Source organism: Streptomyces sp. NPDC006923 (assembly GCF_040635655.1).
Classification (GTDB): domain Bacteria; phylum Actinomycetota; class Actinomycetes; order Streptomycetales; family Streptomycetaceae; genus Streptomyces.
On the sequence record NZ_JBEYIF010000004.1, the window covers coordinates 472,073 to 497,847 of the forward strand.

Here is a 25,775-nt window from a genome sequence, read left to right on the forward strand (position 1 = left end):
GGTAATTGCTGACGGTACGTCAGCTTTGTCCGCCGCCGGTCGGCTTGGAGGGGGAGCTCGTGAACCGACGCCGCTGTGCCGCTGCCGCGATCACCGTGGTCTGCGCGCTCGCCGTACTGGCCTCGCCGGATGTGACGCACCAGGCGTACGCGGCGCCCGTCCCGCCGCCCGTGTCGTCCTCCCCGCCGGCCGTGCCGCCTCCCCCGGTCGAACTCCCGCCCGGGGTGCGGCCGCCCGCCGCCTCCGGCGAGAGGTCCCTCGAAGACATCCGCCTGGAGATCGACGGCCTCTACCAGAAGGCCGCCGCCGCGACCGACGCGTACAACCTCGCCGAGGAGCAGGCCGCGAAGCAGTCGGCCGAAGTCGTCTCGCTCGCCGAGGAGATCGTCCGCGGCCAGCTCCGGATCGACGAGCTGAAGGAGCGCGCGGGCGCCGCCGCCCGCGCCCAGTACCGCGGTGGCGGGCTGCCGCCCGAGGCGCAGTTGATACTCACCGACGATCCGCAGCTCTTCCTGGACGGCGCCGGCCGGATCCAGGAAGGCCAGAAGGCCACCCAGGCGCTCATCGCCGAACTGTCCAGGGCTCAGGAGGATTTGCGGACGTACACCGCGGACGCGGGCACGCAGTGGCAGAAGCTCGAAGCCAACCGGACCACGAGGGAGAAGGCGAAGCGGGAGATCACCCAGCAGATCGCCGCCGCCGAGAAGCTCGAAGCGAGCCTGGCCAAGGACGAGCTGGCGCAGTTGGCGCGGCTGGAGAGTGACGCGGCGCTGCGGGCGCAGTCGGCCTGGCTCGGCTCCGGAGTGCTCGACGACATCAACCGCCGGTCGAGCGAGCGGGGCAGGAAGGCGATCCAGTTCGCCACGGGGCAGATCGGCAAGCCCTATGTCTGGGGCGCCGAGGGCCCGTCCTCGTACGACTGTTCCGGGCTGACCTCGCAGGCATGGGCGGCGGCCGGCCGGGGCATCCCGCGCACCTCGCAGGAACAGTGGCGGCTGCTGCCGCACATCGACATCAGGGATATGCGGCCCGGTGATCTGATCATCTACCACCAGGACGCCAGCCATGTCGGGATGTACATAGGCGACGGCAAAATCGTGCACGCGCCGAGGCCGGGCCGGAATGTGACGCTGGCGGGCGCGGGCTCGATGCGGATCCTCGGGGTCGTCCGGCCGGACAAGTGACACGCCGGGGCCCACAGACCCCAGCAAACAGGGCTATCCGGGCCATGACGCGCATGTGACACAGCCCATGTTCCCCCGCACCCGGGGTGGTTCTCGCGCGTGATGTTTGTCATGGGAGCGGCCGGAAACACCCCCGCGCACTTACCAGAAGCGGCATATGACGGGGGCGCCTCGCTTGTGCGCCATTCCGCTGGAGCGTTGGCTACCGCTAAGGTCCCCGTCTGGTGGGGCGTCGATCGACGTTCCACCGCGCCCTCGGGGGGTGGGAAGGAAACCCAGACCGATGTCCGTACCCGTACCGCGGCAGCGCACAAGCTCGACAGCCGAGAGGCCTCCGGCCGCGGAGAACGCCAAGGGCGACCTCATGCTTTTGGTGATCGAGGACGACCCGGCGGGCACGTTCACCGCTCCCGAACTGCCGGAGGGAGCCGGGACACGTGTCCGCATCCGTACCGCGCGCAACCTCACCGAGGCGGAGCGGCTGCTCACGGACGACATCCACTGCATCCTCGTGGATCTCGCGCTGCCGGGGACGGACGACAGCGATGAGCTGGCCCCGCTGAAGCATGTCCTGCGGCTCGCTCCCCGCCATGCCGTCCTGGCGCTCGCGGCGGAGGGCGACGCCGAACGCGCGGCCGCGGCCGTACGGGTCGGCGCCCAGGACTACCTCTTCCGGCACGAACTGGACGGACGGCTGCTGAGCCGGGCCATCCGGTACGCCGTCGAGCGCAAGCGGGCGGACATCGCGCAGCGCCAGCTCACCGAGTCACGGCTGCGCGCGCAGGAGAACGCCCGGCTGGAACGCGGTCTGCTGCCCACCCCCCTGCTCCAGGGCTCGGACCTGCGCTTCGCCGCGCGCTACCGGCCCGGCCGCTCCAGAGCGCTGCTGGGCGGGGACTTCTACGACACCGTCCGCACACCGGACGGCACGGTCCACGCGATGATCGGCGACGTCTGCGGACACGGCCCCGACGAGGCCGCGCTCGGCGTGGAGCTGCGGATCGCCTGGCGGGCGCTGACCCTGGCCGGGCTCTGTGGCGACCGGCTGCTCTCCACGCTCCAGGAGGTGCTGGAGCACGAGCGGGAGAGCGAGGAGATCTTCGCGACGCTCTGCACGGTGGACATCGCGCCGGACGGACGGCAGGCCGGGCTGTGCCTGGCCGGCCACCCCTCGCCGCTGATCACCCGGCAGGGCAGGGCGGCGCAACTGCTGCCGTACGACGAGGAGGGCGGCCCGGCCCTGGGGCTGCTGCCGCGCGCCCGCTGGCCCCGCCACCAGGTCGAGCTGGGCGGATCCTGGAGCCTGATGATGTACACCGACGGCATGATCGAGGGCCGGGTGGGCCCCGGCTCCTCGCAGCGGCTGGGCCAGGAGGGCATGGTCGAGATGATCAACCAGCAGCTCGCGCGGGGTCTGGCCGGCGACGACCTGCTGGAGGCGGCGGTCACCCAGGTGCGGGAGCTGAACGGCGGTGAGCTGACCGACGACGTGGCGGTGCTGCTGCTGGGGCGCGGCGCGTAGGAGCCGCGCGGCTCAGCGTCCGCCGTTGTACGGGCCGTAGGGACCGTCGCTGCTGGAGCCACCGCGGCGACCGCCGCCACCGGAGATCTGGCGGATGGCGGGCCGCACGTCGACCATGAAGACGATCGTGGCGACAAGCCCGGCGATCTGCAGGAACAGGATCGGCACAAAGAGATTCACGGCGACTGTGACACCCAGAAGGATCAGCCAGAACTTCTTCGACTGCTTGTCCGCGGCGCGGTAGGCGTCGTCGCGAGCCAGCAACGAGAACGCCAACGCCACGACGGCGAGGACAAGCATGGCCATATTGAGCAGCCAGAGAAACGTACCGAATCCCGAGAGCAACATGCAGAGCACCGCCTGATAAGTGGAGGAAACGCCTCGCGGCCCGAACGCCAAGCTACCCGGACAACGGGCCGGACACCCGTGCGGTGCCCGGCCCGTCGCCTTTGATACGTATTCGCTACGCGGCCACTACTTGGCCGACGGCGGCGTGGACTTCTTCACCGTCGTCGCCTTGCGCGGGGTGGTCTTCTTCACCGCGGCCGGCTTGGCGGTCGTGGACGACTTGGCCGAACTCACACCGGTCTGCTTGGCGGGGCTCGCACCGGCCGGCTTCGCGGGGGTCGCCCCGGCCGGCTTGGCGGGGGTCGTGACGGGCCTGGTGACGGGCTTCACCTCGGCCGCCCTGGGCTTCGGCTTCGGCTCGGGCTCAACGGCGACGGCGATCTCGGTGATCTCGTCCGCCGCCTCGCCGCGCCACGCCCGCACGGTCTGCTCGCCGCGCTCGGCGACCTTCTCGTAGGTCTCACGGGCCCTGACCGCGTACTCCGCGGCCACGCCCAGGCTGCGCAGCGCCAGGTCCTGGGCGGTCTCGCCCAGCTTCTTCAGGTCGGAGTCGAACGAACCGAACACCTCGGAGACCTTGGCCTGCACCGTCGCCTGGGCCTCCCGGGCCTGGACGGTGACCTTGTCCTGGACGACCTTGGGGTCCGAATTGCGTACGGCGTCGAGCCGGCTCGGAGCCTCGGCCCGGAGCTGCTCGATCAGGCCGGGCACCTTCCTGGCCTGCTCCACGGCGATATCGGCGGTGCCGGCCGCGAAGTAGAGGGGGGTGGGGTCGGTGAGGGTCTTGCGCAGGTCATCGGCGATGGCCATGACTGTGGTCCTCCCGGATCAGTTTGAGGGTGGGGTGGCAGCGCTGCCGCCGGCCGTGGCGCCGGGGCCGTCGGTGGGGGTGTCCTCGAAGGCCACGGCTACGCCGACGTCCGCACCGGCCGTCCGTTCCGTGGACTTCTTGCCCTTCACGCTCTCCGTACTCGGGGCGCTGTCCGTACTCGGGGTGTCGTCCCCGCGCTGGGCACCGTCCGCGCTTTGGGCACTGTCCGTATCGAGCGCGTTCTCCTTGCGGAACGACTCGTAGATCTGGAGCAGCACCTGCTTCTGCCGCTCGTTTATCGAGGGGTCGGCGAGGATGACGGCACGCGTCTCCAGCTCCTCGCGCTCCCGCTCGTCCAACATCCCGGCCTGCACATACAGCGTCTCGGCGGAGATCCGCAGCGCCTTGGCGAGCTGCTGCAGAATGTCCGCACTCGGCTTGCGCAGACCGCGTTCGATCTGGCTCAGATACGGATTGGACACCCCGGCGGCATCGGCGAGCTGCCGAAGCGACAGCCGCGCGTTGCGCCGCTGATCGCGCAGGTACTCACCGAGATTGCCGACGTTGAGTGATGCCATGCCCTCATAGTGCGGCACTCCTGCTAACTATTGCAAGCGCATGCTTGCAATAGTGTTACGCCTCCTTGGGCACGGGCTTGTCGCTGAGCCCTTCATCTGGCGGATGCGTAGCCGAGTTGGCGGGGCCGAGCACATGAGTCGGCGGGCAGGGCAGGGGGCCGGCTTTCAGATGATCAGGACCCGGCGCCCGCGAGTGTGGCCGGCCTGGCTGTCGATGTGCGCCGCCGCGGCCTCGGCCAGCGTGTACGACTTCTCGATCGGGATCCGGAGCTTTCCCCGCGAGATGAGGTCGACGGCCTCGGCGAGCGCTTCCGGCACGCTCCCGGCTACGCCGGAGAACCGGACACCGAGCGCCGGCGCGCCGAGATCGGCGATGGAGATCACCTTCTGTGGATCCCCGGTCAGCTCGACGAGCTCGCGGATCACACCCGAGCCGGCCAGGTCGAGAGCTGCGTCGACATGGCCGAGCTGCCGCACTCGCTCGACCCAGCCCTCGCCGTATGTCGTGGCGAGGGCGCCCAAGCCGCGCAGATAGCCCTGGTTCGCGGCCCCCGCTGTGCCGATCACCACGATGCCGCGGTCGCGGGCGATCTGCAGAACCGCTGATCCGACTCCCCCGGACGCTCCGCTGACCAGCAGTGTCTGTCCGGACCGCACGCCGACCTCGCGGACGACGCGCAGCGCCGCCTCCACCACGGAGGGGTACCCGGCCGCCTCTTCGAAGGTCAGCCCCTCGGGCATACGGGCCCAGGCCGACAGCACGGCGAACTCGGCATAGGTGCTTGATCCTTCGCCGAACACATGGTCGCCGACCTCGACCCCCTCTACGCCCTCGCCGACCTCGTCCACCACCCCGGAGGCGTCCAGCCCGACTCCGGAGGGCAACTCGATCGGATGCGCCCCCAGGATCTGGCCTTCGCGGATCCTCCAGTCGACGGGATTCACGCCCACCGCCCGCACGGCGATACGTACCTGACCGGGGCCCGCGTGGGGTTCCTCGGCGTCCACGAGTTGCAGCACGTCCGGACCGCCGAACTCGGCGAAGCTCACTTTCCTCATGCGGCAGACACTAACACTAACGGATAGCGTTTCGAATCTGTTGTGGTTTCGTATCTGGTAGTGCCAGGTTATGATCGCACCGCCATCTCAGGCGCAGCCCCACCACGTCGACCGCGCATCCGCCAGATGAAGTGCCAAGTCACAACCTGGGCCCCGTCTGAGCGACAGGGCCCAGGACTACGGCCGTACCGAACGAGCAGCCACCTGGTCGGCAACGCTTCGCCCTGGACGCGAGGCGCCCGCATGGCCGGCTCACCCGGCTGCGGGCAACACGCCTCGGCTGAGGACGGTGCAGCGAGCCCGTCACGGCGCCGATCACGGTTTCGGTTGTCTGGCGGCGGCGCAGTTTCGTCCTTCCCGTCAAACAGCGACATGGCGGGCCTGACGCGCTCTTGGCCGGTCCTGGCTCCGATGGTGTGCGTCAGAATCAGGTTGGATCCGAATCCGGTGGAGTTCACATTGCCGTTGTTGGCCCGGAACTCGGCAATGATGCGGTCGTTGAGATCGCGGCACTGGTCCACGAGAACGTTCTGGGGATGCGGCGATGTCAGCCGCACCGGGAGTACGGCCGCAGACTAATTCCCCCTGCACCGGCCCGCATCCGGCATGAATGTACGCTGGCGTACAGCATTCCCTCCTGGTGGCATCGCCCCGGGCGCGCGGGCGTCATCCGGCGGGGCTGGGGGGAGAGCTCCCGGTCTCTCTCTGAGGGTTCTCCAGCAAGGGCAGCAGGATGCGGTCCACCAGGCGCTCCTGTTCGTCGCGTCCGGGCACTTGGCCGGTGAAGAGGGCGTCGAAGAGCAGCTGTCCCAGGGTGAGCTGGAGGCATGCGGGCACGTCGGCTCCCTGGCGCAGCTCTCCGCGCCGGCCTGCCTGCTCCGCGATTGCCGCACCGACCTTGAGGCTCGCGCGCTCCACCTGGGAACGGGCCGCGTCGCGAAGATCCCGGTGATCGCGTACGGCTTCCACGAGGCTGACCAGCGACACCCCGTTCTTGCCCCGCAATGCGGCGGCCATCTCACCCGCGGTGGCAAGCAGGTCCTCGCGCAGGCTGCCGGTGTCGGGAGCGAGCACGGCGCGCCCCTCCGACTGCCGGCGCAGCGCTTCGGCGACCATTTCGTCCTTGGTCTTCCACTTGCCGTAAATCGTCGCCTTCGACGCGCGTGCGCGGGCAGCCACGGCATCCACTGTCAGCGCCTCGAAGCCTGCTTCGGCCACCAGTTCCAGTGCGACGGCCAGGATCGCATTCTCGCGGGCGCGGCCCCGCTTCGGTGAACCGGTGGACGCGGGGCCCTCGGCGGAGGGGGCGGAAGAGGAGCTGGTGGGGAGCACGGGGATCACCTTACGGCCGGCGGCGGGCAGAGGGGCGGGGCCTCGCGGAAATAGTGAACGGTGTCGTACAGTTCTACGAGCGAGTTTCTGTACGTCAGCGTACAGAAAGGGCCGCTGTTTCGGGCGGCCCGCACCGATCTCTCTCTTCTTGGAAGGCATCACCATGACCACCGCTTTTGATCCCATCAAGGTCGGCCCCTACGAGCTGAAGAACCGCATCGCGATGGCTCCGATGACCCGCAGCCGCGCTTACGGCCCCGACCGCAGCCCCTCCCTGATGGCCGCCGAGTACTACTCTCAGCGCGCCAGCGCTGGCCTGATCGTGACCGAGGGCACCCAGCCCAACGTCATCGGCCAGGGCTACCCCTTCACCCCCGGCCTGCACAACGACTCGCAGGTGCAGGCATGGCGCCAGGTTACCGAGGCCGTCCATGACAAGGGCGGCGTGATCTTCGCCCAGCTCATGCACACCGGCCGCATCGGCCACCCGGCCAACTACGACACCCCTCTCACCTCGACCGGCCCGTCCGCCGTCCAGGCCGCTGGGCAGACCTTCACCCCCGAGGGCATGAAGAACTTCGTCGTACCGGTCGAGATGACCGCCGACGACATCCGCCAGACCGTCGAGGACTTCGCCTCCGCGGCGCGCAACGCGATCGACGCCGGATTCGACGGCGTGGAGATCCACGGCGCGAACGGCTACCTGCTGCAGCAGTTCCTTTCCACCAACGCCAACACCCGTACCGACGAGTGGGGCGGCAGCCCCCGCAACCGGATCCGCTTCACCACCGAGGTCGTCGAGGCCGTCGCTGCCGCGATCGGCGCGAGCCGGACCGGGCTGCGCATCTCCCCGGCGAACCCTTTCAACGACATCGTCGAGGACGACTACACCGAGACCTACCCCCTGCTCCTGGAAGCCATCAACCCCTTGGGCCTGGCCTACCTCCACGTCATGGAGACCATGGCCCCCGACCTCACTCCCGTCCTGCGCGAGCAGTGGAACGGCATCTTCATGCTCAACCCCGTCACCCCCGGCTGGCGCACCGGTGTCGAGCATCTGCCCCTCATCGAGGACCGCGCGGCCGACATCCTCTCCTTCGGCCAGCTCTTTATGGCCAATCCCGACCTCCCGCACCGCCTCGCCACCGGAGCACCCCTCAACGAAGCCGACATGAGCAAGGCATACGGCGGCGACGGCGCCGGCTACACCGACTACCCCACCCTTGAGAACAGCTGAACCCTTCTAGGCGAAGGGCGGCTCGCCCAGCTGCCCGCCCGCACTTCGCTCCCAGGGCGCGGGCGGGCAGTCAGGGCCCAGGCGCAGCAACCACCGGACGGCGGGACACCGGGCCTCACCCGCCTCCAGAGAGCCGCGCACGCCACCAACCTCACCGATCTCGACTACGCCATCGCCGACTTCGGCACTAGGAACCCCGCCCAGCGCGATGACTGAACCCGCCGCGCTGAGCTTGCCCAATGCTCTCCAAGACGCCGGCCTGACGGACCGGTCCGGCGCCGACCAGGCGATCGCGCACACCTTCGAGTTCGAGCAGATCGTTAACGGACACCCCGGCCACACCGATCGGAGCCTTGGCGGCAGAAAGTAAAGCTAACGGGTAGCGTTTCATATCTGGTAGTGTCACTACATGACCGTGCCGAACGGGCGCCGTGAGCGCAAGAAAGCCGCGACCCGCCAGAAGATCGCCGACACCGCCCTGCGGCTCTTCCTGGAACGCGGCTTCGACGCGGTGGGCATCCGTGACGTGGCCGCCGAGGCCGACGTGGCCGTCACCACGGTCTTCTCCCACTTCGCCTCGAAAGAGGCCCTGGTGTTCGAGCAGGACGAAGACTTCGAGCTACGCCTCACACGGGCGGTCACCGACCGGGCGCACGAGCCGCTCATCCCCGCGCTGCGCCGCGAGGTCCAGGCCCTGGTGCGACATTGCACGGCGGACAGCGCCACCCCGATCTGGCACATGATCGACGCATCACCCGCCCTGCGGGAGTACGAGGAGTCCATGAGGCTGCGCCATGCAGAGGCACTGGCAACAGCCATGGCCGCCGATCCCGCCCTGTCACGGACCACCACGGCCTGCCGGGCCATCGCCAGATTCGTGATCGACGCCTATTCGCTGGCCCGTGAGGCGGCCGATCCGCAGGCCGCGCTCGACGAGACCTTCCGGATGATCGAGGCGGCATGGGCCGTCACCCACCCCTCCGCACACTCCACCGGCGCAGCCGAACCGCAGCCGGTTTCCGGGGCGGGCCGGCGCACATGAGAGAGCGGACCGCCATCTCATGCCCCCAGCCCCGCCAGCTCGACCGCCCATCCGCCAGATGAAGTGCTACGTCACAGCGCTCTGTGACTGTTCGCGATAGTTGTCACTTCGCAGAGCTAGTTGGCATTGATCGGGTCACGCCACCTCGGCCGAGATGCGCCGAAGCACGAGAGTTGACACGTAAGCAGGCTCGTTGCCACTCGGGGGCGTCGGCTGGCGTTTGCAGGGGCGTGGACCGGGGGCCGCCTGGGCAGGCAACCACTGCTGTCGCTGAGGAGTTCAGGAAGATCGTGAACACCGACGACATGTGCGTCAATGCAGCCAGTACGGAAGAGCTCTCCCCCGGCCTGCCGGAGGATGTCGACGGTGGCGGCAAGGCCGTCGATTGTGTGGCCACGCCCATCGGCCGTGCGGATTCGGATCCCGAACACACCCGCGTGCCGGTTGGCAGGGACCAGACCGTCCCATACGACGAAGGTACCCCCGGCAATCAAGGCGTCACGAGCAGAGCCGCATGCCGGGGTCTGTTCGCGAAGCATGTCAATGAGGTCTTCGCGACTCACACCATGCCCCGGTGAGGGGAAGGCGATGGCGAACACCAGAAAGGCCCGGACTCCTCCGAGACATCGGACCCCCAACGTCTCAGCCACGTCCGGGCCTTCCAGGTCAGAGCCCGCACTCCCCGGGCTCGTCCGAGACAGGACACGGCTCGTCGGGCCGCGCGGGCGGCTTGCCGCCCCGTTCAGCCGCGCTCGGGCTCCACCGGGAGCCACAGTTCGGCGTCGGCCTCGGTCTTCTCCGGCGACAGGCGGGTGCGCAGAATCTCGGGGCCGGTGCGGCTGCGGTACGGGTTCGACGGGAACCACTCGGTGAAGACGTCCCGCCACAGCTCCTGGATGGCCTGCGGCGCCGGCCCGGAAGTGGTGAAGACCGCCCAGGTGCCGGCCGGGACCGCCAGCGTGGTCGTGCCCTCGGGAGCGGCCGCGGACGTGATCACGCCGTGGTAGTAGTCGAGTTCGGTGCCCTCGGCGCGGCTGGGGTCCAGGTCGTCGCAGACCGCGACAATGCCGCGCGGCTCCTGGTCCGACAGCGTGTCCAGGGCCTCCAGGGTCTGGGGGTCGATCCCTCGGACGAAGTCCATGATCGCCCGGTTCGGCCCGGAATGGATGAGCGGTATACGGGCCTTGAGCCCGACGACGGTGAAGTCCGCCTTGTCGACAACGCGGTAGCGCATACTGACACTCCCTTCGACGGTGAGGTGGAAGGCCATCCGGGACTGGGAGCTGAGCGCGGCACCGGTACGCCGGGCCTCGCCCGGCCCGATGCCGTGCATGGCACGGAACGCCCGCGCGAACGCCTCGCCGGAGCCGTAGCCGTAGCGCACCGCGATCTCCAGCAGCGTCTCTCGCCCCGCGAGTACTTCGGCGCCCGCGAGGGTGAGCCGACGGCGCCGGATGTACTCCGACAGCGGGATGCCCGCGAGCGCGGAGAACATCCGGCGCAGGTGGTACTCCGAGGTGGCCGCGATGCGTGCCAGCTCGTCCGCCTGGATGTCCTGGTCGAGATGGCGCTCGATGTGCTCCATGGCCTGGTTCAGCCGCTCCAGCATGCCCGGGACCCTTCCTCTTGACGATCACCACGTTAGGCAGCGCCTACCGCCCCGGACCCGACATCCTGTGCCCGATGACGTCGGATGCGCAGGCCGCCCGGAACGTCCGAGCCGCGCGCGGCCGACTCAGGAGCTGGTGAGGATGACGAGTTGCTGCGTCGCCCGGGTCATCGCGACATAGCGGTCCACCGCTCCTTCGATGTCCTTGCCGAATTCCTCCGGGTCGACGAGGACGACCAGGTCGAACTCAAGTCCTTTCGTCAGCTCCGGGGTCAGCGACCGGACGCGGGACGTCGTCCGGAACGCGGGATCGCCGATGACGCAGGCGATCCCGTCGGCGTGCGCCGCCAGCCAGGTGTCCAGGACCGAGTTCAGATCCGCAGCGGGTCCGTGTACGACGGGGATGCCGCTGCTGCGGATCGAGGTCGGCACATTGGCGTCCGGGAGCACGGCCCGGATGACCGGCTCGGCCTCCGCCATGATTTCTTCCGGCGTCCGGTAGTTGACGCTCAGGGAGGCCAGGGTGACCCGGTCGAGCCCGATCCGCTCAAGCCGTTCCTGCCACGACTCCGTGAAGCCGTGCCTGGCCTGGGCACGGTCGCCGACGATGGTGAAGCTCCGGGAGGGGCACCGGAGCAGCAGCATCTGCCACTCCGCGTCGGTCAGCTCCTGCGCCTCGTCCACGACGACGTGCGCGAACGGGCCGGCCAGCAGGTCCGGTTCGGTGCTGGGCGACACGGACTCGTCGACCAGGGTGTCCCGCATGTCCTGGCCGTGCAGCATCGTCACCACACCTTCGCCGTCGTCATCGGTCTGCAGCAGGGCGTCGACGACCTTGGCCATGCGCTCGCTTTCGGCGGCGACGGCGGCGGTGTGCCGGCGCTTACGCCGTGACGCCTCCGGATCGCCGAGCCGCTGCCGCGCCGCGTCCAGGAGAGGCAGGTCGGACACCGTCCAGGGCTGGGTCTCCGCGCGCCGCAGCCGCCGGACGTCGTCGGGGCTGAGCCAGGGAGCGCACTTGCGCAGGTAGGCGGGTACCGACCACAGGTCCTTGACCAGGTCCGCCGCTTCGATCAGCGGCCAGGCGCGGTTGAAGGCCGTGCGCAGCTCCCGGTTCTGCCGCAGCGACGTGCGGAGCAGGTCCGGCGAGACATCACCTTCGTGCTTGTCCACCAGGATCGCGAGCAGTTCCTCCCAGACCTGCTCGCGCGCCTCGTTGTGCGGCGTGCCGGGTTCCGCCGCTTCGAACGCCACAGCCCAGTCGTCGGCGCTCAGCCGGATGTCGGACCAGTGGGTCACCACCGTCATCCCGGTGGTGGGGGGCTCCTCGTAGAATCTGACGGCCGTCTCGATCGCCTTGACCAGCGTCGCGGACGACTTCAGGAGGGCCACGTCCGGGTCGGCCTCCACCACTGCCTCGGCCCCCTCGGCCACGAGATCCCGCAGGGTGCAGATCTGTACGCCCTCCTCTCCCAGGCTGGGGAGGACGTCGGCGACATAGCCCAGATAGGGCTGGTGCGGGCCGACGAACAGCACACCGCCCCTGCGGTGGCCGAGACGGGGGTCGGAGTAGAGGAGGTAGGCGGACCGGTGCAGCGCGACGACCGTCTTCCCCGTGCCGGGACCGCCGTCGACAACAAGAGCGCCCCGGGATCCCGCGCGGATGATGGCGTCCTGGTCGGCCTGGATGGTGCCGAGCACGTCGCGCATCCGGGTCGACCGGTTGCCGCCCAGGCTGGCGATGAAGGCGGACTGGTCGTCGAGGGCGGCGTGCCCGTCGAAGCCGTCCGGGGTGAACACCTCGTCCCAGTAGTCGCTGATCCGGCCGCGGGTCCAGCGATACCTGCGGCGGCTGGCCAGGCCCATCGGGTTGGCGTGGGTGGCTCCGAAGAACGGCTCGACCGCCGGAGAGCGCCAGTCGAGCAGCAGCCGGCGGCCCGTGCTGTCCGTGAGGCCGAGCCGTCCGACGTAGACGGGCTCGGGGTTGTCCGCACCGACCATGTGTCCGAGGCACAGGTCCAGACCGAAGCGGCGCAGCGCGCGCAGGCGAGAGGTCAGCCGGTGGATCTCCACATCCCGGTCCATCGCCTGCCGTCCGGCGCCACCGGGCGCCCTGCGCTCGGCGTCGAGGCGGTCGGACAGCTCGGCGATCGTTTCCTCAAGGCACTCCGCGATGGCCGCGAAATGCTGCTCGTCGGCGGCGATCAGCGCCGGGTCGGCCTTGGGCGAGAGGCGGTCGGGAAGGTCGAACGCACTGGTGGTCAGGGGATTCACTCATCAGCTCCGATATGAGGTCGCGTGCGGCGGTGCGCGCGGTGAGGCGTCTGGACGGTGCGACGGCCCAGGTGGCCGTGACGGTCGACGCTCCGCCCGACATGGCAACACACGCAGGTCGCGAGTCTCGATTCCGTGGCTTCCGGCCTCGGTCGGGCGATTCTCCGGCATGACCGGGGTCTTGCCGCAAGCCCCCCGGTGCGCTATACGTTGAGAGTGGAAAGAGGTGGGTATCCCCCTTTCCTCCTTCGTCGGCCGTCGACGGACCTCTTCCTCACGGAGCAAGCGCCTCGCCGCGCCGCCGATACGTCGGGCGTCGGCGTCTCACTCGGGCCCGCCGTCACGCGTTCGTCCCAGTGCGTCATCACGCGTTCGGCCCGGCCCGAGTCCCGGCCCGATGTCACGCGTTCCGGTCGGCCTCCTGAGCTGTCCGCTCCAGCCGGTTCCGGTGCTCCTTCCACCACGCCGAATCGCCCGGCGCCATGCCGTCGTTGCCCTTGTTCATCCCCACGGCACCGTCCACCAGCTCCCGGACGATGTCGGCGTGCCCGGCGTGCCGGTGCGTGTCGGCGATCACGCGCACAATGGCATGATGCAACGTCACCTCGTCCCTGTCGCTCGGCCACCACGGCACCCTGCCGGTGGTGTCCAGGGCCAGTGCGTCGATCGTGGCGTCCGCGTGCGCCCACGCCCGGCGGTAGAGCCCCACGATGTCCTCGCGTGACTCGTCGGCGGTGGCCCACATGTCGTCGTTGGGCTCGGCACCGTCGTCGAGCCAGGGCTGCGGCTCGCCGGACGGCCGTCCGAAGGTGTCGCCGAGGTAGCCCAGCTCCACGCCTGCCACGTGTTTCACCAGGCCCAGGATGTTGGTGCCGGTCGGCGTCAGCGGGCGGCGGGCGTCGTACTCCGAAAGCCCTTCGAGCTTCCACAGCAGGGCGTCGCGGGCGGACTGGAGGTAAAAATGAAGGTCGGCCTTGGCATCCGATGCGGTCATGGGGCAAGTCTGCCGCTCACGCGATCCCTGTCCACCGTCTTTTCCCCTGGCCTTTTCCTGGTCTGTTTTCCATGGCCTTTCCCACCGCTCGCGGGAAAGCGGGGTCGCCCGGACCGGCGGAGACGGCGGCGGCCCCCGGACCCGGAGCACCCGGGCGGACCCGTTGCGGCCGTGGTGCGGCCGCAGCGGGTCCGGTTGCCTTGCCGCGAACTGTCAGGAGGAGAAAGGCACGGCGTCCGCCGCCGAGGTGTGCCAGTTGGTGACGATCGGCTTGTCGACGGTGATCGGGCCGACCGGCAGGGAGACCGGGTTGGGGTCGTCGTTGCCGATGGCGACGATGATGCTGTCCAGCTCCTTGCCGCCGTTGTCCGCGGTGGTCTTCGGGTTGACGCCCGCGTAGACGGTGACGCCCCTGGTCAGGGTGATCTGGTCGCCGGCGACCTGCTCCGCCGGGCGCGCCTGCGTACCGTCGGATCCGAAGGCCACTGTCGGGAGCCCGCTGGGCAGGACACAGGTGATACCGGGGTTGGCCTTCGCGATGATCAGGATGTATCCGCCGGCCTGGCTCTCGGCCCTGGTGCTCCAGGAGATGTCGTTGGCGCCGCAGACCTGCCCGTAACCGGGCTTGTCACCGCTGCCGGAGCCGCCGCTGTGGTAGCCCGCGTTGAGGCCGGAGGCGCCACCGCTGCCCGAGGCGCTGCTGCCCGTACCGGCCTTGTCGCCCGAGCCGTTGCCGCTGCCGTTTCCCTTGCTCGCGCTCTCCTTGTCCTCGGTGCCGGAGCCCTGAGAGGTGTCAGGACCGGTGGCGTCCGCGGCGGAGCCGGTTGTGGTGGCCGCGCCCTCCACGGGGGCGGAGGAAGAGGACTTCGCGGCGCCGGTGTCCGCGTCCTGGCACGCGGTCAGTGACAGGGCGGCGACGAGGGCGGTGGCGGCCAGGGCGGTGGTACGGATGCGGTGCTTGCGCATGATTCTTCTTCCCGTGTCGGTTGGATCGAGCCCGCCGCCCGCACCGGACGCGGTGATGCGACGGCGCGGTGGGCTCGGAGAGTCAGAGAGGTGACAACGGCGACAACGGCAAGGGACGCGGTCGTCGAAGCGACGGCGTTTCCCGGGCCGGTGCTGCTGTCTGGTCACAGCTTTCGGCCCGCGCTGTCCCAGCGGCAACCATCCACCGGGAGAATGGGACGCCGGAATGAAAAAACCCGCTCTGACCTGCGGAGATACCAAGCCCCTGGAACGGTCTTCCGGGACGGGCCGGGGCCCGTGAGCCGCATCCCGTCCGGTCGGTCTTCGCGGATCGGCGGGTGACGCGAGCCGTGTGGGCCGGCGGCGACACGGCGAAGACACCCGCGGCCCTGCCCCCTGGAGGAGGAGCAGGGCCGCGGGTGCCGGTCAGCGGGACCGGTCAGCGGGACCGGTCAGCGGGACCGGTCAGCGGGACCGGTCAGCGGGACCGGTCAGCGGGACCGGTCAGCGGGACCGGTCAGCAGTGGATGAAGATGCTTCGCCAGCCGAACGGCTTGGCACTGTGCGCGTCGCCCCTGAAGGTGTAATGGCTCACCCCCCGGCAACCTCTGCTGTTGTACATGGTCGCGTCCTGGCCGGTGTGGTCGAACCGGTAGGCCGCGCGGAAGTTGGGATCGATGTTGCTGCAGCCGCAGGGCGAGATCTGCTTGGCCCGGCCGGTGTCCTGCGGGCCCTCCCAGCTCAGGAAACTGCTCGCGAAGGCCGTGCTTGTGCCCAGGGCCAGTACGGAGGTCATCACCGCGGTGGTGACAACGGAACGGAGAGCATGACGGTGACGCATGGGACTCCCAACGGTGCGTGGTGCGGTACATCACCATCAGTACCCAACTGAAGACTGAGAGTTACCAGTTGTCGGTAGCAGGCGGGCGCGGGCCGAGAGCGCGCACCGGTCGGCATACGCGCCCCCGGTACCCGGGCACGCCCGTCGGGCGGCGTGCGATGCTGGGGCGGTGACCCAAGCCGACCTGGTCCGGCTGCGCCAGGCCCGCGACCTGATGGACCGCGACTACGCGCGACCGCTCGACGTCCCGGCGCTGGCGCGTACCGCGCTCATGTCGCCCGGACATTTCTCCCGCAGCTTCCGCGCCGCCTTCGGTGAGACCCCGTACAGCTACCTGATGACCCGCCGGATCGAGCGGGCCAAGGCGCTGCTGCGCCGTGGTGATCTGTCGGTGACGGAGGTCTGTTTCGCGGTCGGGTGCTCGTCGCTGGGGTCGTTCAGCTCGCGGTTCACCGAACTGGTCGGCGAGAGCCCCAGCGCCTACCGGTCCCGGGGTCATGACCAGGGCGCGGCCGTCCCGGCCTGCATCGCCAAGATCATGACGCGACCGGTCAGGAATCGAGAAGCGCCCTCAGCCGCCCGCCCGTAGCGTGATCGGTATGGACATCACGCTTTCGCAGTGCTTCATCGCAGTTGACGACCACGACAAGGCCCTCGCCTTCTACCGCGACATTCTCGGCCTTGAGGTACGCAATGACGTCGGGTTCGAGGGGATGCGCTGGGTGACGGTCGGCTCGCCGTCCCAGCCGGACGTGAACATCGTCCTCGAACCGCCCGTCGCGAACCCGAACGCCTCACCCGCCGACAAGAAGGCGGTAGCGGAGCTGATGGCCAAGGGCCTGATGCGCGGCGTCATCTTCGCGACCGAGGACTGCGACGCCACCTTCGAACACATCCAGGCCGCCGGCGGCGAGGTGCTCCAGGAGCCGGTCGACCAGCCCTACGGCGTCCGCGACTGCGCCTTCCGCGACCCCTCCGGCAATATGCTGCGCTTCACCCAGCCCCGCGCCGCGTGACCTCAGGGGGGACCGTCCCGGCCAGCGCCGCCGGCAGCGGGCGGGTGTGCACGATGTCGAGGCGCGACACCGCGCGGGTCAGGGCCACATACAGCCGGTGCGGCCCGCGCGCCTCCGCCGCCACGACGGCTGCCGGCTCGGCCAGGACGACATGGTCGTACTCCAGGCCCTTCGCCGCCGTCGCGGGCAGCACGGTCACCCGGGCGGCCTCGGCGCCGATGTCGTCCGCCGCCGCCGTGGCGATGCCGGCCGCCGCCAGGGCCGTACGGAGCCGCTCCGCCTCGGGGCCCGCCGCGATCACCCCGATCGAGCCCTCGTGCGCGAGCGCGGCCCGGACCGCCTCGGTCACGGCGCCGGTCAGCTCACCGGCCTGACGGATCGTCAGTTGACCGTCTCCACGCAGGGAACTGGCCGGTGGTACATCGACGTCCAGCGTCGCCAGCAGCCGGTTGGCCATCTCCACGACGGCCCCCGGCACCCGGAAGCCGGTGGTCAGCGAGACCACCGCGGCCTCCGGTCTGCCGAGGTGGGCCAGGAGTCCGGGCCAGGAGCGCGCGGCCCAGGGGGTGGTGCCCTGGGCCAGGTCGCCCAGCACGGTCAGTGAGCCGAAACGCGCCCGGCGGGCGATCGCGCGGCACTCCATCGGAGAGAGGTCCTGTGCCTCGTCGATGACGAGATGGCCGTAGCCCTCGGGGTGTTCGAGCAGGCCGGCGAGTTCGTCCAGCAGCACCAGATCCGCGGCCGACCACGGCAGCGTCCTGGCCGTCCGCGCGGTGATCACGGGGCCGCGCCCCGGCGGTGTCCGCCGGATCGCCCGCTGCTCCCCCGCGGTGAGGACACCGGCCGCCCAGCGCGCCGGATCGGCGAGCAGCTCCGCCAGCACCTCCTCGGGCGTGGCCCGGGGCCAGACCGTGTCGAGGTATGAGGTGACGGCACGCGACCGGCCGACCCGCCGCGCCCAGAGCGCGGACTTCGGACCCGCCCGGCGCTCCGCCTGGAGCTGGACCGCCCGGACGGCGCGGCTGCGCACCCGCTCCCGGCCCACGGCGTACGGAGGCGCCTCGGCCCGCACCTCGTCGACGAGGCGCTCCAGCTCTTCGAGCCCGACCCGCCAGCGGTACGAGCCGTCGGGGACGGTGAGCGGCCCGGCGGGCGCGGCGACCCTCCCGTACAGCGCCCGGCGCAGCACCTCGGCCATCCGGGCGTCGTGTTTGACGACGGCGGCGGCCTCGGTGTCCTGCGTACCCACCGGGTGGCGGGCGATCTCGTCGGCGATCGTCGACTGGCGGACTCCGGTCTCACCGAGGGCGGGCAGCACCTCGGCGATGTAGGAGAGGAAGGTGCGGTTGGGGCCGAGGATCAGCAGACCTCCGCGCTGGATCCGCTGCGGGTGGGTGTAGAGGAGATACGCGGCGCGATGCAGGCCGACGGCGGTCTTTCCGGTGCCGGGAGCGCCCTGGACACAGAGGGACTCGGCGAGTCCGGCCCGTACGAGGTCGTCCTGTTCGGGCTGGATGGTGGCCGCGATGTCGCGCATCGGGCCGACGCGGGGACGCTCGATCTCACCGGTGAGGATCGCGCCGCCGGTGCCGCTTCCCGCCGCGCCCCGGGCTTCACTGTCCGTCCCGCCCTCCGCTCCCGGCCGTGAGCCGGGTGTCAGACGCTCGTCCTCCAGGCTGGTCAGGTCGTCCGGCTCCCCGGTACTCCAGGGGGCCCAGCCGAACCGGCGGCGCACGGCCACGCCCTGCGGATCGCGCGCGCTCGCCCGGTAGAAGGCGCGTGAGACGGGTGCGCGCCAGTCGATGACCAGCGGCGGGGCGGAGGGGTGTGCGCTGATCCGGCGGCGGCCGATGTGGTAGCTCTGCCCGCTGTGGCCGCCGGCGGTGTGCTCGTCGTCGTCCGCTTCTCCGGCCGGGGCCGAGAAGTCCAGGCGGCCGAAGAAGAGCGGGCCGTCCGGCTCCAGCCGCAGCTCCTTGGCACGGCTGCGCAGATGGCGGCCGAGCACCTCGGCGTCGGCGCCGGAGGCGAAGGCGTTCTCACCGGTGACGACCTGTTCGTGGGCGTCGCCGACCATGCCGGTCAGCGCGGCGCGGCAGGTCTCGTGGTAGGTCCGTTCGCGGTCGAGTTCGCCGGCGAGGTCAGGGTGGGGTGCCGTCATTCCATCGAGAATAACGCAACCGAGTTAAAAACTTAACCGAGTATCACTATGCCTTACGACATCGCCGCGCCGGATCCTCACCAGAGGCTGAGCCCGTCGCGCAGCCGCCCGAACGCCAGCTCCGCGGCGGCCACCGCGTCGGGACGGACCTCCGCGGCCGTCTCCCCGGCGGCGATCCGACGCCAGTTCTCCAGCGCGAGAATCCGCTGTACGGCGATGATCTGCCCGGCCCCGAGCGCGCCCTCGATCCCGCCGCCGAGCGCCCCGGCCAGCGCCTCCTCGGAGCGCCGCTGGTACGCGTAGAGCCGGGCGACCAGGCTCGGCGTCCCGTACAGCAGCCGGTGATAGGCGAGCACACGCTCGTCGTCATTGAGCCCGGTCACCGGATCGCGCCGGTCGAGACCGGCCAGGAAATGCCGCCGCAGGGCGTCCAGCGGGCGGACCCCGCCGGGCCGTCCCGACACCACCCGGGCCGCCTCGTCCTCATGGTCGGCGAACCGGTGCAGCGCCAGATCCTCCTTGGCCGGGAAGTACCGGAAGAGGGTCGGCTTGGAGATCCCGGCCGCCGCCGCGACCTCGGCGACGGAGACGGCGTCGAAGCCCTTCGCGAGGAAGAGCGCGATCGCCGCGTCGGAGATGACCCGGTGCCGCTGCCGCTTCTTGCGCTCCCGCAGCCCGAGGCCGGAGTCCTGGCCCAGGCCGCTGCCGCGGTCCTCGTTACCGTCGTCGCCGTTCATGACCATAAAGCGTACGCAGCGCCGCCCCCCGACCGGACCGAGCACCGGCCGCGGTCCCGCCCAGCGGGCGTCCGGGCGTCAGAAGATGTCCGGGCACCAGGGCCGCCGGGCTGTACGGAAGAGCGATTCCGCGAGCGCCGCCGCGCCGGGCCTCTCCTCGGTCAGGACGCCCAGTGCGGCCAGCCGCACCGCCGACGCGTCTCCCAGGTACAGCGCGCCCAGCTCCCGAGCCCCCAGGGCGATGTCGGGCGACTCCGTGGTCGGGGCGCAGCCGGCCCCGGCCGGGGAGGCGTCCAGCCGGAAACGGCCGCCCGCCGGCCCGCCGTCGTCGTGGATCTCCAGCACCAGGGTGCCCGGTACGGCGTAGGTACGGGCCTCCAGGGCCCGTACGACATCGAGGATCCGCACCCACAGATAGTCGGCGTGGGACACGACGCGCGCGGCACGCGGGTCGGGAAGGAAGTGCGGCAGCAGGTCGTCCGGCGCGCGGCACCCCGTCCTCACGGTGGTGACCCAGTCGATCGAGCAGATGAACTGCCACAGGGCGCGCTCCGCGGCCGGGGTCAGCGCGGTCAGCCGCCGTACGGACGCGGTGTTCAGCGGCTGCTTGGCGTCGCCCCAGGCGGCGTCGGCGGTATAGACGGCCAGGCCCTCGATCTCACCGGCCGCCGAGCGGTAGACCGCGTAGAACGGCTCGGTCCAGGGGTGAGCGCTGGGCGCCTGGCCGGTGTTGAGCTGCCACCAGCGCTCGTCGCGGTCGATCGCGCCGGGCTGGAGGGCCCGGAAACGGTCGTGGAACTCGGGGCCGAATTTCCGTACGTCCGCGCCGTCGGCCAGGTCGATCCGGCCGCCGTCCGCCGGGCCCGCCCAGCGCGGGTCCAGACCCGCGCGCGGTACGTCGATCGACCACTCGGTGATCGAGGTGGCCGGGCCGAAACCGTACCGGCCGTAGATCGGGTACTCGGCGGCGATCAGCGTGGCCACGGCGTCACCGCGCTCCCGGGCTGCGGCCAGATCGGCGGCCATCATCCGGCTGAGCAGCCCGCGCCGGCGGTGTGTGGGCGAGACGGTGACATTGGAGATCGCGTCCGCCGTCAGCACGGCGCCGCCGACCACGGTGAGCTCCTGGGTGAAGGACCGGAAGGTCGCCACACAGCGTCCGTCGTCGAACGCGCCCCGCGTACGGTTCAGATCGGTACTGGCGAGCCGCCCGGCCATCGCCTCGTCCGACATGACCGGCGGGCGAAGAAACCCGGTGTCCATGGCGCGCACCCAGTCGGGATACTCGGACTCGGTGACATGACGGACCTCAGGATTCATGGTCACCAAGCTAGGCGGTGCGTTTGCCCGCCCGCACCCCGTTTTTCACCCGCGCGCGCCCGCACCTGCCCGGCGCCGTCCGCCCGGCCGGCGCCACCTCGCTCAGAACGCCGCGCGGACCCCGCCGACCTCACCGCCGCCGCCCAGCAGCGGCGCCCGCCCGATCCGGCCCACCACCTCGGCGTCCACGCCCAGCAGCCCGAGCGCGCGGGCCAGGACAGGACCGAGCGCCCGTGTCCCGCCGTCGTCGATCTTGAAGGCCAGCGCACGGCCGTCCGGCAGCGCCACCGCCTGGACCGCCTCGGCGCCCATCTTGGAGAGCGTGCCCGGCACCTCCCGCATCAGCCAGGTGTCGGGGCGGCGCGTGCCCGCGACAAACTCGGGGTGGGCGCGCATCGCGTCCGCCACCCGCCGTTCCGGCGTGCCCGGCGCGGCCAGCACGAAGTGCCGGAAGGCACGGGCCAGTCCGGTGAGGCTGAGCGCCATCAGCGGCGCGCCGCAGCCGTCCGTGCCCACGGCGGAGACCCGCTCGCCCGCCGCCTCCTCGACCACCGTGCGCACCAGGCGCTGGAGCGGATGGCCCTGGTCCAGATAGCTGTCCGTCGGCCAGCCGTTCAGCGCGCAGGCCGCCAGCATCGCCGTGTGCTTGCCCGAGCAGTTCATGACGACGCGGTCGCGCGCCAGGCCGGCGGCGAGATATGCCTCCGCCTCGACCGGGTCCAGCGGCAGATCCGGCGGCGTCCCCAGGTCGGCGTCCGTCAGCCCGTACTCGGCGAGCATCTCCCGGACCAGAGCGAGGTGGAAGGCCTCGCCCGAGTGGCTCGCGGACGCCAGGGCCAGCCGCTCACCCGACAGTTCGAGTCCGGCCCGCAGCACGGCCGCCGCCTGCATCGGCTTGTTGCTGGAGCGGGGAAAGACCGGCGCGGCCGGATCACCGACCTCCAGCTCCACCGCGCCGTCGGCGGCGAGCAGCACCAGCGACCCCCGATGGCGGCTCTCGACAAAACCGGACCGCACGGCTTCCGCGAGGACCGGGGGTATGGCGGTGGCGCTGGTCATCATCAGCCTTCCGGGGCCGGACCCGCTCCGGAAGGCATCAGCGGCATGAGCATCAGCGGCATTACGTGAGCAGGTCGTCTACTTGTGCTTCTCCCTCACGGTACCTGCGGGCGATCTCCGCACTGCAATCGTCAGCGGTCCGTTGCAGTTGGTGACGGCGGCGCGAGAGCTGCTGCTCATTGCCGACCAGCCGTCCCATCGCCGAGAGCAGCTCCTCGTCCGTGCGCGCCTCCAGATCCGAGAGCTCCACCTCGGCGAGCGTCTCGGCAGCCAGTTGCCGGTACTCCGCGCTGCGCGGTGTGGAGAGCGTCACATGGCGCGCGGACGAACGGTGCCGCGAGGGGCTGTCGGTGAGGATCTCCGACAGCCGGTCGACCACGGGGGTCTCCGGCGCGGTACGGCGGGCCAGCTCGGCCCGCAGGATGTCGATCCGGCCCTGGAGCAGCCGCCGCAGATAGCTGAGATCGGCCTCGTCGCGCTGTGAGTCACGGCGCAGCGCGCGCAGCTCGGGCAGGCGCAGGACCCTGAAGTCGTACGGCCGGGGCGCGGGCAGTGAGCCGTCGACGGCGGCCCGCTGCACGGGCGGGCGCAGGCCGGGTGCTCCCGGGCCGCCGCCCGCGCCCGGAGGACCCGTGCCCAGGCCGGTGCCGCCTCCCGCCGGGCCGCTGCCGGTCCCCGTGGTCGTCCGGGTCGTCGGTACGGGACCGGGCGACTGCCCGGCGCCAGATGTACTCATCGCGCGTACTTCCCCTCACTCCGCTGGGGAGACCCGTCCCTCGCTCCGCTGGGAACCCCCATCCCTCGACCGGTACGCGAACGCACCGCCTCCGTGCATCGTGCCACTCCGGCCACCGGGCATGCGTGCAATCTGCACCCGTTCGGCCCCCGATAGGTTGGCCCGTATGCGTGCAGTGGTGCAGAGGGTCGACGGCGCGAGCGTCGTCGTCGTGACGGAGTCCGGTACGGAAACGGTCGGCGAGATCGTCGGCGAAGGACTGTGTGTGCTGGTGGGAGTCACCCATGAGGACACCAGGGAGAAGGCGGCCCAGCTTGCCCGCAAGCTCTGGTCGCTGCGGATCCTGGAGGGCGAGAAGTCCTGTTCCGATGTGAACGCCCCGCTCCTGGTGATTTCGCAGTTCACTCTCTACGGGGACGCCCGCAAGGGTCGCCGCCCCACCTGGAACGCGGCGGCGCCCGGCGCGGTGGCCGAGCCGCTGGTCGACGAGGTGGTGGCGCGGCTGCGTGAGCTGGGAGCGCGGGTGGAGACGGGCCGGTTCGGCGCGGACATGCGCGTCTCGCTCACCAATCACGGCCCGTTCACGGTGACGCTCGACATGTGACACCGGGAGCGCGCCGGTCTCCGGCGCCTTCACGGTGTCACTCCGGGGCCCCGGCGGAGGCGGCCCGGGAAGCGCTCAGGCTTCCACGACCGCTTCCTGCGCCGCCGCCGTGTCACCCGCCATCAGCTCCGCGTCCACCGGCACATTGCGCTTGACCAGGGCCAGCGCGATCGGGCCGAGTTCGTGGTGGCGGGCCGAGGTGGTGATGAAGCCGAGCTGGCGCCCCTCGGCGCCGTCCGCCGCGAGCCGCACCGGGGTGCCGTGGCCCGGCAGATGGACCTCGCTGCCGTCCAGGTGCAGGAAGACCAGCCGGCGGGGCGGCTTGCCCAGATTGTGCACCCGGGCCACGGTCTCCTGGCCCCGGTAGCAGCCCTTCTGCAAATGGACGGCGCTGCCGATCCAGCCCAGCTCGTGCGGGATGGTCCGGTGGTCGGTCTCGAAGCCGAGGCGCGGCCGGTGGCTCTCGATGCGCAGGGCCTCGTACGCGAGGATGCCGGCCAGCGGGCCGTGCGCCGCCGCGTAGGACTCCAGGCCGGCGCGCGGCAGGAAGACGTCCCGGCCGTACGGGGTCTCCCGGACGACGGCGCCCGCCGGGGCCTCCGCGATGGAGCCGGCGGGCAGGTGGACCACCGCGAACTCGTCGGTGCGGTCCGCGACCTCGACCCGGTAGAAGAACTTCATGGACTCCAGATAGGCGACGAGCGCCTCCTGGGTGCCCGGCTCGACATGCGCCCAGACCGTGCTGCCGTCGTCCACGAGATAGAGCGCGTGCTCGATGTGGCCGTTCGCGGAGAGGACCAGCGCCTCGGTCGCGCGGCCCGGCGGCAGCTCGCTGACATGCTGGGTGAGCAGCAGATGCAGCCAGCTCAGCCGGTCGTCACCGGTGACGGTGACGACAGCGCGATGCGAGAGGTCGACGATTCCGGTGCCGTCGGCGAGGGCGCGCTGTTCGCGGAACAGATCGCCGTAGTGTGCGGCGACACCTTCGTCCTGGCCTTCGGCGGCGACGGCTCCGGGCAGGGCCAGCAGGGGACTCTTCATACCGATCAGCCTACGACTCGCCGTTCGCGGCGCGGGCGGTGCAGTTGCGGCAGCGGCCGAAGATCGCGAAGTGCTTCATGTCCGTCGTGAAGCCGAAACTCTCGCGGAGCTTGTCGGTGAACTCCGCGGCGACCTCGGTATCGGCCTCGATGACGTTCGTACAGTCCCGGCAGACCATGTGGATGTGATGGTGGCGGTCGGCCAGGTGGTACGTCGGGGCGCCGTGCCCGAGATGGGCGTGCGAGACCAGTCCCAGCTCCTCCAGCAGCTCCAGCGTCCGGTAGACGGTGGAGATGTTCACGCCGGAGGCCGTTCTGCGCACCTCGCCGAGGATCTCGTCCGGGGTCGCGTGTTCGAGGGAGTCGACGGCTTCCAGGACAAGCTGGCGCTGGGGGGTCAGCCGGTAGCCGCGCTGCCGCAGATCACTCTTCCAGTCGGTGCTCACCACGGACCCAGTGTAGGCAGGCGCGCCCCGCACGGGGAGCGATCGCGCCGACCCGGAGAAGCCGGTGGATCCGCGGGAGGAGCGGCCCCACGTGCGGAGGGGGCCTACTTGAAGAAGGCGATGCCGTCGTCCGGCAGGTCACCGAGGTCCTTGGCCCAGGCTTCCACCTGGTCCGGCGACACGACCTTCTTGAGGTGCGCGGACATGTACGGCCGCAGCGGGACGTCGGGGGTGGACTTCTCGCCCACCCACATCAGGTCGCCCTTCACATAGCCGTAGAGCCGCTTGCCACCGCTGTACGGGCCGGAGGCCGCCGTCCGCGCCACCGCGTCGGTGACCAGGTCGATCTGCGGCTTCTGGTCGGCCAGCTCGCCGTACCAGACCTCCACGACACCCTGGTCACGGACCATCACGACCTCGACCTTGCGGTCCTTGTCGATCCGCCAGAAGCCCGACTCGGACTCGATCGGCCGGACCTTCTTGCCCTCGGCGTCCAGTGCCCAGGTGTGGGACACGTACTCGACGAAGTCCCTGCCGTCATGGCTGAAGGTGACTTCCTGGCCGAAATTGGCCTTCTCCTCGCCGGGGAAGTCGAAGACGCCGACGCCCTCCCAGTCGCCGAGGAGGAAGACGAGGGGGACAAGGTCCGGATGCAGGTCGGACGGAATCTCGATCATGAGCAGCTCAGGCGATCTGTAGTGGTGAGAGGGCAGGCGCGGGAGAGGGCCGGACGCCGGTGCGCGGGCGCGACGGGGTCAGCGCTGGCCCTGGTACAGCTTCTTCACGGTCAGAGCGGCGAAGGCGAGCACGCCGACGCAGACGAGGACCAGCAGGGAAGTGAAAAAGTCCTCAAGCACGGGGG

The 25,775-nt window shown here is 70.6% G+C and carries 27 protein-coding genes; 9 read left to right on the forward strand and 18 right to left on the reverse strand.

Translation table 11 applies throughout. From position 1 onward, the window contains the following. Window positions 1-59 precede the first annotated feature (59 nt). Window positions 60-1,184: an NlpC/P60 family protein gene (locus tag ABZ707_RS10530; RefSeq protein WP_360170985.1), complete on the forward strand. Its 1,125-nt coding sequence runs from the start codon at window positions 60-62 to the stop codon at window positions 1,182-1,184. 283 nt (window positions 1,185-1,467) lie between these two features. Beyond that, window positions 1,468-2,706 (forward strand): SpoIIE family protein phosphatase, encoded by a 1,239-nt coding sequence (locus ABZ707_RS10535; RefSeq protein ID WP_360170988.1) that lies wholly within the window; start codon window positions 1,468-1,470, stop codon window positions 2,704-2,706. Between the two features lie 12 nt (window positions 2,707-2,718). On the opposite strand, the gene ABZ707_RS10540 is transcribed toward ABZ707_RS10535, so the two are convergent. From ABZ707_RS10540 to ABZ707_RS10560, 5 genes are all read right to left on the reverse strand, one after another. Continuing rightward, window positions 2,719-3,054 carry a DUF2516 family protein gene (locus ABZ707_RS10540; protein WP_360170991.1) on the reverse strand — a complete coding sequence of 112 codons (336 nt, stop codon included), beginning with the start codon at window positions 3,052-3,054 and terminating at the stop codon, window positions 2,719-2,721. 126 nt (window positions 3,055-3,180) lie between these two features. Next, window positions 3,181-3,864, reverse strand: coding sequence for a hypothetical protein (locus tag ABZ707_RS10545; RefSeq protein ID WP_360170994.1), 684 nt, complete (start codon window positions 3,862-3,864; stop codon window positions 3,181-3,183). Between the two features lie 18 nt (window positions 3,865-3,882). Further along, complete coding sequence (locus ABZ707_RS10550; RefSeq protein ID WP_360170997.1) at window positions 3,883-4,443, reverse strand: helix-turn-helix transcriptional regulator; 561 nt, start codon at window positions 4,441-4,443, stop codon at window positions 3,883-3,885. A gap of 165 nt (window positions 4,444-4,608) precedes the next feature. Continuing rightward, window positions 4,609-5,502, reverse strand: a complete 894-nt coding sequence (locus tag ABZ707_RS10555; RefSeq protein WP_360171000.1) for an NADP-dependent oxidoreductase — start codon at window positions 5,500-5,502, stop codon at window positions 4,609-4,611. Window positions 5,503-6,168: 666 nt separating this feature from the next. Beyond that, entirely contained in the window at window positions 6,169-6,834 is a 666-nt protein-coding gene (locus ABZ707_RS10560) for a TetR/AcrR family transcriptional regulator C-terminal ligand-binding domain-containing protein (protein ID WP_360171003.1), read from the reverse strand. Between the two features lie 163 nt (window positions 6,835-6,997). Here ABZ707_RS10560 and ABZ707_RS10565 point away from each other — a divergent pair, with 163 nt between their 5' ends. From ABZ707_RS10565 to ABZ707_RS10580, 4 genes are all read left to right on the forward strand, one after another. After that, window positions 6,998-8,071 (forward strand): alkene reductase, encoded by a 1,074-nt coding sequence (locus tag ABZ707_RS10565; RefSeq protein WP_360171006.1) that lies wholly within the window; start codon window positions 6,998-7,000, stop codon window positions 8,069-8,071. A 208-nt stretch (window positions 8,072-8,279) separates the two neighbouring features. Continuing rightward, entirely contained in the window at window positions 8,280-8,441 is a 162-nt protein-coding gene (locus tag ABZ707_RS10570) for a hypothetical protein (protein ID WP_360171009.1), read from the forward strand. Between the two features lie 39 nt (window positions 8,442-8,480). Continuing rightward, window positions 8,481-9,113, forward strand: a complete 633-nt coding sequence (locus ABZ707_RS10575) for a helix-turn-helix domain-containing protein (RefSeq protein ID WP_360171012.1) — start codon at window positions 8,481-8,483, stop codon at window positions 9,111-9,113. Between the two features lie 290 nt (window positions 9,114-9,403). Beyond that, the gene (locus tag ABZ707_RS10580; RefSeq protein WP_360171015.1) at window positions 9,404-9,691 is read left to right on the forward strand and encodes a hypothetical protein; all 288 of its coding nucleotides are present in this window, start codon (window positions 9,404-9,406) and stop codon (window positions 9,689-9,691) included. Between the two features lie 164 nt (window positions 9,692-9,855). On the opposite strand, the gene ABZ707_RS10585 is transcribed toward ABZ707_RS10580, so the two are convergent. The 5 genes from ABZ707_RS10585 to ABZ707_RS10605 all read right to left on the reverse strand — a co-directional run bounded on the left by ABZ707_RS10585 (window position 9,856) and on the right by ABZ707_RS10605 (window position 15,797). Further along, window positions 9,856-10,722, reverse strand: coding sequence for an AraC family transcriptional regulator (locus ABZ707_RS10585; RefSeq protein WP_360171018.1), 867 nt, complete (start codon window positions 10,720-10,722; stop codon window positions 9,856-9,858). Between the two features lie 126 nt (window positions 10,723-10,848). After that, window positions 10,849-12,996 (reverse strand): RNA polymerase recycling motor ATPase HelR, encoded by a 2,148-nt coding sequence (gene helR / locus ABZ707_RS10590; RefSeq protein WP_360171021.1) that lies wholly within the window; start codon window positions 12,994-12,996, stop codon window positions 10,849-10,851. 400 nt (window positions 12,997-13,396) lie between these two features. After that, a complete protein-coding gene (locus tag ABZ707_RS10595) occupies window positions 13,397-13,990 on the reverse strand; it encodes a DinB family protein (protein WP_360171024.1) in 594 nt (197 codons plus the stop codon). 213 nt (window positions 13,991-14,203) lie between these two features. Next, window positions 14,204-14,956 (reverse strand): DUF4232 domain-containing protein, encoded by a 753-nt coding sequence (locus tag ABZ707_RS10600; protein ID WP_360171027.1) that lies wholly within the window; start codon window positions 14,954-14,956, stop codon window positions 14,204-14,206. Window positions 14,957-15,473: 517 nt separating this feature from the next. Further along, complete coding sequence (locus ABZ707_RS10605; RefSeq protein ID WP_360171030.1) at window positions 15,474-15,797, reverse strand: MiAMP1 family antimicrobial peptide; 324 nt, start codon at window positions 15,795-15,797, stop codon at window positions 15,474-15,476. 169 nt (window positions 15,798-15,966) lie between these two features. Between ABZ707_RS10605 and ABZ707_RS10610 the strand changes: the two genes are divergently transcribed. After that, on the forward strand, window positions 15,967-16,386 hold the full coding sequence (locus ABZ707_RS10610) for a helix-turn-helix transcriptional regulator (RefSeq protein WP_360171033.1): 420 nt from the start codon (window positions 15,967-15,969) through the stop codon (window positions 16,384-16,386). Between the two features lie 10 nt (window positions 16,387-16,396). Then, on the forward strand, window positions 16,397-16,813 hold the full coding sequence (locus tag ABZ707_RS10615; protein ID WP_360171036.1) for a VOC family protein: 417 nt from the start codon (window positions 16,397-16,399) through the stop codon (window positions 16,811-16,813). Here the strand turns inward: ABZ707_RS10615 and ABZ707_RS10620 are convergent. The 5 genes from ABZ707_RS10620 to ABZ707_RS10640 form a co-directional block, all read right to left on the reverse strand. Next, the gene (locus ABZ707_RS10620; RefSeq protein WP_360171039.1) at window positions 16,791-18,971 is read right to left on the reverse strand and encodes an AAA family ATPase; all 2,181 of its coding nucleotides are present in this window, start codon (window positions 18,969-18,971) and stop codon (window positions 16,791-16,793) included. The genes ABZ707_RS10615 and ABZ707_RS10620 overlap by 23 nt on opposite strands. A gap of 77 nt (window positions 18,972-19,048) precedes the next feature. Then, window positions 19,049-19,708 (reverse strand): TetR family transcriptional regulator, encoded by a 660-nt coding sequence (locus ABZ707_RS10625; protein ID WP_360171042.1) that lies wholly within the window; start codon window positions 19,706-19,708, stop codon window positions 19,049-19,051. 78 nt (window positions 19,709-19,786) lie between these two features. Continuing rightward, the gene (locus ABZ707_RS10630) at window positions 19,787-21,028 is read right to left on the reverse strand and encodes a GNAT family N-acetyltransferase (RefSeq protein WP_360171045.1); all 1,242 of its coding nucleotides are present in this window, start codon (window positions 21,026-21,028) and stop codon (window positions 19,787-19,789) included. A gap of 102 nt (window positions 21,029-21,130) precedes the next feature. Then, window positions 21,131-22,087, reverse strand: coding sequence for an asparaginase (locus ABZ707_RS10635; protein WP_360171366.1), 957 nt, complete (start codon window positions 22,085-22,087; stop codon window positions 21,131-21,133). A 61-nt stretch (window positions 22,088-22,148) separates the two neighbouring features. Then, on the reverse strand, window positions 22,149-22,823 hold the full coding sequence (locus ABZ707_RS10640) for an ABC transporter substrate-binding protein (RefSeq protein WP_360171048.1): 675 nt from the start codon (window positions 22,821-22,823) through the stop codon (window positions 22,149-22,151). A 166-nt stretch (window positions 22,824-22,989) separates the two neighbouring features. On the opposite strand from ABZ707_RS10640, the gene dtd reads away from it, so the two are divergent. Further along, entirely contained in the window at window positions 22,990-23,427 is a 438-nt protein-coding gene (dtd, locus tag ABZ707_RS10645) for a D-aminoacyl-tRNA deacylase (protein WP_360171051.1), read from the forward strand. Between the two features lie 75 nt (window positions 23,428-23,502). Here the strand turns inward: dtd and ABZ707_RS10650 are convergent, their stop codons facing one another. The 3 genes from ABZ707_RS10650 to ABZ707_RS10660 all read right to left on the reverse strand — a co-directional run bounded on the left by ABZ707_RS10650 (window position 23,503) and on the right by ABZ707_RS10660 (window position 25,590). Next, window positions 23,503-24,468: a folate-binding protein gene (locus ABZ707_RS10650; protein ID WP_360171054.1), complete on the reverse strand. Its 966-nt coding sequence runs from the start codon at window positions 24,466-24,468 to the stop codon at window positions 23,503-23,505. Window positions 24,469-24,478: 10 nt separating this feature from the next. Continuing rightward, window positions 24,479-24,916: a transcriptional repressor gene (locus ABZ707_RS10655; RefSeq protein WP_360171057.1), complete on the reverse strand. Its 438-nt coding sequence runs from the start codon at window positions 24,914-24,916 to the stop codon at window positions 24,479-24,481. Window positions 24,917-25,017: 101 nt separating this feature from the next. Then, on the reverse strand, window positions 25,018-25,590 hold the full coding sequence (locus tag ABZ707_RS10660) for an FABP family protein (protein ID WP_360171060.1): 573 nt from the start codon (window positions 25,588-25,590) through the stop codon (window positions 25,018-25,020). Window positions 25,591-25,775: the final 185 nt, after the last annotated feature.

What these genes read in the sequence shown, in the direction of transcription:
- ABZ707_RS10535 (WP_360170988.1), top strand. Translation starts at nt 1,468, where the DNA reads ATGTCCGTACCCGTACCGCGGCAGCGCACAAGCTCGACAGCCGAGAGG.
- ABZ707_RS10540 (WP_360170991.1), bottom strand. Translation starts at nt 3,054, where the DNA reads ATGTTGCTCTCGGGATTCGGTACGTTTCTCTGGCTGCTCAATATGGCC.
- ABZ707_RS10545 (WP_360170994.1), bottom strand. Translation starts at nt 3,864, where the DNA reads ATGGCCATCGCCGATGACCTGCGCAAGACCCTCACCGACCCCACCCCC.
- ABZ707_RS10550 (WP_360170997.1), bottom strand. Translation starts at nt 4,443, where the DNA reads ATGGCATCACTCAACGTCGGCAATCTCGGTGAGTACCTGCGCGATCAG.
- ABZ707_RS10555 (WP_360171000.1), bottom strand. Translation starts at nt 5,502, where the DNA reads ATGAGGAAAGTGAGCTTCGCCGAGTTCGGCGGTCCGGACGTGCTGCAA.
- ABZ707_RS10565 (WP_360171006.1), top strand. Translation starts at nt 6,998, where the DNA reads ATGACCACCGCTTTTGATCCCATCAAGGTCGGCCCCTACGAGCTGAAG.
- ABZ707_RS10570 (WP_360171009.1), top strand. Translation starts at nt 8,280, where the DNA reads ATGACTGAACCCGCCGCGCTGAGCTTGCCCAATGCTCTCCAAGACGCC.
- ABZ707_RS10575 (WP_360171012.1), top strand. Translation starts at nt 8,481, where the DNA reads ATGACCGTGCCGAACGGGCGCCGTGAGCGCAAGAAAGCCGCGACCCGC.
- ABZ707_RS10585 (WP_360171018.1), bottom strand. Translation starts at nt 10,722, where the DNA reads ATGCTGGAGCGGCTGAACCAGGCCATGGAGCACATCGAGCGCCATCTC.
- ABZ707_RS10595 (WP_360171024.1), bottom strand. Translation starts at nt 13,990, where the DNA reads ATGACCGCATCGGATGCCAAGGCCGACCTTCATTTTTACCTCCAGTCC.
- ABZ707_RS10600 (WP_360171027.1), bottom strand. Translation starts at nt 14,956, where the DNA reads ATGCGCAAGCACCGCATCCGTACCACCGCCCTGGCCGCCACCGCCCTC.
- ABZ707_RS10605 (WP_360171030.1), bottom strand. Translation starts at nt 15,797, where the DNA reads ATGCGTCACCGTCATGCTCTCCGTTCCGTTGTCACCACCGCGGTGATG.
- ABZ707_RS10615 (WP_360171036.1), top strand. Translation starts at nt 16,397, where the DNA reads ATGGACATCACGCTTTCGCAGTGCTTCATCGCAGTTGACGACCACGAC.
- ABZ707_RS10620 (WP_360171039.1), bottom strand. Translation starts at nt 18,971, where the DNA reads ATGACGGCACCCCACCCTGACCTCGCCGGCGAACTCGACCGCGAACGG.
- ABZ707_RS10625 (WP_360171042.1), bottom strand. Translation starts at nt 19,708, where the DNA reads ATGAACGGCGACGACGGTAACGAGGACCGCGGCAGCGGCCTGGGCCAG.
- ABZ707_RS10630 (WP_360171045.1), bottom strand. Translation starts at nt 21,028, where the DNA reads ATGAATCCTGAGGTCCGTCATGTCACCGAGTCCGAGTATCCCGACTGG.
- ABZ707_RS10635 (WP_360171366.1), bottom strand. Translation starts at nt 22,087, where the DNA reads ATGACCAGCGCCACCGCCATACCCCCGGTCCTCGCGGAAGCCGTGCGG.
- ABZ707_RS10640 (WP_360171048.1), bottom strand. Translation starts at nt 22,823, where the DNA reads ATGAGTACATCTGGCGCCGGGCAGTCGCCCGGTCCCGTACCGACGACC.
- dtd (WP_360171051.1), top strand. Translation starts at nt 22,990, where the DNA reads ATGCGTGCAGTGGTGCAGAGGGTCGACGGCGCGAGCGTCGTCGTCGTG.
- ABZ707_RS10650 (WP_360171054.1), bottom strand. Translation starts at nt 24,468, where the DNA reads ATGAAGAGTCCCCTGCTGGCCCTGCCCGGAGCCGTCGCCGCCGAAGGC.
- ABZ707_RS10660 (WP_360171060.1), bottom strand. Translation starts at nt 25,590, where the DNA reads ATGATCGAGATTCCGTCCGACCTGCATCCGGACCTTGTCCCCCTCGTC.